Source organism: Streptomyces durbertensis, assembly GCF_014156695.1.
GTDB lineage: Bacteria > Actinomycetota > Actinomycetes > Streptomycetales > Streptomycetaceae > Streptomyces > Streptomyces durbertensis.
Window position 1 is genome coordinate 1 of the sequence record NZ_WMLF01000486.1, and the last position, 3821, is coordinate 3821.

3 protein-coding genes are annotated in these 3821 nt (G+C 71.9%); all 3 read left to right on the forward strand.

The window, feature by feature from the left end:
• Positions 1 to 70: 70 nt before the first annotated feature.
• Positions 71 to 1549, forward strand: a complete 1479-nt coding sequence (locus GL263_RS23115; RefSeq protein WP_182857683.1) for a sugar transferase — start codon at positions 71 to 73, stop codon at positions 1547 to 1549.
• A 76-nt stretch (positions 1550 to 1625) separates the two neighbouring features.
• Positions 1626 to 2942 (forward strand): nucleotide sugar dehydrogenase, encoded by a 1317-nt coding sequence (locus tag GL263_RS23120; protein ID WP_182857681.1) that lies wholly within the window; start codon positions 1626 to 1628, stop codon positions 2940 to 2942.
• Positions 2932 to 3821 (forward strand): glycosyltransferase family 4 protein (locus tag GL263_RS23125; protein ID WP_182857682.1); only part of this gene is annotated, 890 nt, incomplete at its 3' end. The genes GL263_RS23120 and GL263_RS23125, both read left to right, overlap by 11 nt.

Genomic DNA, 3821 nt, shown 5'->3' on the forward strand with positions numbered 1-3821 from the left:
GGGCGGGGGCCTCCCGGGAGGAACAGTGTGAGGCGAGCACGTCGAACCACGGGGAACCTTGGGGGGTTCTGTGCGGCAGGGGGGATTAGCCAGTCCGGTCACGCCGGCGCACGGGCGCCCGGCGAACGGGACGGTCCGTCAGCCGGCGGTCGACTGGGAGCAGCGGTACCGCCGTACCGTGATCATCGGGGACGCCGTGGCCACCGCGATCGTGGTGGCGGCGATCGGCGGCTTCTTCGGGGCCCGGGACGCGGCCGACTGGCACGAGAAGTGGGGGATTCTCGCTTTCGGCACCGAGTTGCTGGTGCTGGGCTCACTCGCGGTGAACCGTTCGTGGGCACCGACTGTTCTCGGCCAGGGCGCCGAGGAGTTCCGTCGACTCGGACGCTCGCTTTTCACGGCGACCGTCATCCTCGCGCTCGGCGGAATCGCCCTCACCTCGCACAACGTCAAACTCTGGATATTCGTCGCGGTACCCGCGATCGCGCTGGTCACCATGACCGTGCGGTATCTGCTCCGCCTGAGGCTGCACCGACGGCGGCAGGACGGGCGGTGCCTGCGGCCGGTGCTCGCCGCCGGGAGCCCGGCCACCGTGCGCGACCTGATCAGCCGCACCCGCAAGTTCCCGCACCTCGGCTGGCGGGTGGACGCGGTCTGCACGGCGGACGGCCGCTGGCTCGACGGTGACCGGCTGGACGGGGTGCCGGTCGTCGGCCGGCTGACGGACGTCGCGGGCCATGTCCGCCGCGACGGCTACCGGGTGGTCGCCATCACGCCGGATCCGCACTGGTCGCCGGAGCGGTTGCAGCGGCTGGCGTGGAACCTCGAGGGCAGCGACGCCGAGATGGTGGTGGCGCCCGTGCTGATGGAGGTGGCGGGCCCCCGGCTGCACGTCGACGCGGTGCTCGGGATACCGCTGCTGCGGGTCAGCATGCCGGCCTTCACCGGCGGCCGCAGAGCGGTCAAGGAGGTGGTCGACCGGCTGGGCGCGGCCGCGCTGCTCCTCCTGTTCGCGCCGCTGATGGTGTGCGTCGCGCTGCTTGTGGCGCTGGACTCCCGGGGCGGGGTGCTGTACCGGCAGCGCAGGGTCGGCAAGGACGGTCGCGAGTTCACCATTCTCAAGTTCCGCACGATGGTCGCCGGCGCCGACCGGGCGCGCGCCGAACTGGCCGCCCTCAACGAGGGCGCGGGACCCCTGTTCAAGCTGCGCCGGGATCCGCGGGTGACCCGGGTGGGGGCGGTGCTGCGCCGCTACTCGGTCGACGAACTCCCGCAGCTGCTCAACGTGCTCACCGGGTCGATGTCCCTGGTCGGTCCGCGGCCCCCGCTGCCGGAGGAGTCCGCCTCCTACGGTCCCGACATCCGGCGGCGGCTGCTGGTCAAGCCCGGGCTCACCGGGCTGTGGCAGATCAGCGGGCGCAGCGACCTGTCGTGGGAGGAAGCGGTCCGGCTCGACCTGCGGTACGTGGAGGACTGGTCGCTCGCCCTGGACGCGGTGATCCTCTGGAAGACGCTGCGTGCGGTGCTGCACGGGCAGGGGGCCTACTGATGACAACGCGGGGGTCGACTTCGGCCGGCGCGCGGACCGCGGGCCCACGGGCCTGCCTTGCGGGGAGGAACCGGTCGTGAGGATCAGCGTGTTCGGGCTCGGCTACGTGGGCTGCGTGTCGGCCGCGTGCCTGGCCAGCATGGGTCACGAGGTCGTCGGGGTGGACGTGAACCCGGTGAAGGTCGACCTGGTGAACAAGGGCAGGGCGCCGGTGGTCGAGGAGCGGATCGGCGAGCTGATCGCCGACGTGGTGCGAAGCGGCGCGTTACGCGCCACCGGCGACGTGCGCGAGGCGGTCGGCGCCAGCGAGGTCTCGCTGGTCTGCGTCGGGACGCCGTCGGAACCGGACGGCGGTCTGTGCACGACGTACCTGGAGCGGGTCACCGAGCAGATCGGCGCGGCCCTGGCCGAGCGGGGCGGGCGGCACACGGTGGTGTTCCGCAGCACCATGCTCCCGGGCACCTGCCTGAACCTGCTGGTGCCGATCCTGGAGAAGTACGTCGGCGGCACGGCCGGGGTGGACGTCGGTGTGGCGGTCAACCCGGAGTTCCTGCGTGAGGGCACCAGCGTGCGGGACTTCTTCGACCCGCCGAAGACCGTCATAGGCGAGCTGGACCCGGCGAGCGGCGACACGGTGGCGGCGCTGTACGACGGCCTGCCGGGCGAGGTGTTCCGGGTGCCGGTCCCGACGGCCGAGGCGATCAAGTACGCGGACAACGCGTTCCACGGCCTGAAGATCGGCTTCGCGAACGAGCTGGGCGCGGTGTGCCAGGCGCTCGGGGTGGACTCGCACCAGGTGATGGACGTGTTCCTCGCCGACCGCAAGCTGAACATCAGCCCCGCCTACCTGCGACCCGGCTTCGCCTTCGGCGGGTCGTGCCTGCCGAAGGACCTCCGCAGCCTGGTCCACGCGGCGCGGCGGGCCAACATCTCCGTTCCCATCCTCGCGCACGTGCTGCCCTCCAACGCCGAGCATCTGCAGCGCGCGGTGGAGTTGGTCGAGCGCACCGGGAAGCGCCGGGTGGGCCTGTTCGGGCTGTCCTTCAAACCGGGCACCGACGACCTGCGGGAGAGCCCGCTGGTGGAGCTGGCGGAGCGGCTCTTCGGCAAGGGGTACGACCTGCGGATCCACGACGCGAACGTGAACCTGTCCCGGCTGCTCGGCGCGAACCGCGAGTACATCGAGACCCGGCTGCCGCACCTCGCACGGCTCCTCGCGGACTCCGTGGACGAGGTGGTCGAGCACGCCGAGGTGTGCCTGATCGGGACCAGGGATCCGGCGGTGCTCTCGGCCCTGCCGCACGGCGGCGACCAGGTCGTCGTCGATCTTGTCCGCCTTCCCGACGCCGAGGCGCGCCGGGCCGAACGGGGGTACGTGGGTCTTGCCTGGTGAAGCGACCGGCGGCGGCCGTCGGGGTCGTCGCGCTCTGGTCCTGGTGGAGAACCTGTCGGTGCCGTTCGACCGGCGCGTCTGGCAGGAGTGCACGACGCTGCGCGACGCGGGCTGGGAGGTGCACGTCATCTGCCCGCGGGGGACAAAGCGGGACACGGAGTCGGAAGTGGTGATCGACGGGGTGCGGATCCACCGCTACCCGTTGCGTGCGGCCACCGGAGGGCCGGCGGGCTACCCGCGCGAGTACGGGTCGGCGTTGTGGCACACGTTCCGGCTGGCCAGGAAGGTCGGCCCGGTCCACGTGGTCCACGCCTGCAACCCGCCCGACCTGCTGTTCCTTCCGGCGCTGTGGCTCAAACGGCGGGGAGCGCGGTTTGTCTTCGATCAGCACGACCTGGTCCCCGAGCTGTACCTCTCCCGGTTCGGCCGCGGTGAGGACCTGCTCTACCGGGCGGTGTGCTTGCTGGAGAAGCTGACCTACCGGGCCGCCGACGTCGTGCTCGCCACCAACGAGAGCTACCGGGACGTCGCGGTGCGCCGCGGCGGCCGCCGGCCGGAGGACGTCTTTGTGGTGCGCAGCGCGCCGGACGTCAGCCGGTTCCACCCGGTCCCGCCCGAGCCGGAGTTGAAGCGCGGCAGGCCGCATCTGCTGTGCTACCTGGGCGTGATGGGCCCGCAGGACGGCGTCGACTACGCCCTGCGCGCCCTGGCGAGGCTGCGCGACGAGGTCGGGCGGACCGACTGGCACGCGGTGTTCGTCGGCGCCGGCGACACCTTCGACGAGATGGTGGAGCTGTCCCGCCGGCTCGGGCTCGAAGAGCACGTCGAGTTCACCGGGCGCATACCGGACGCGGATCTGGTGCGCTACCTGTCCACCGC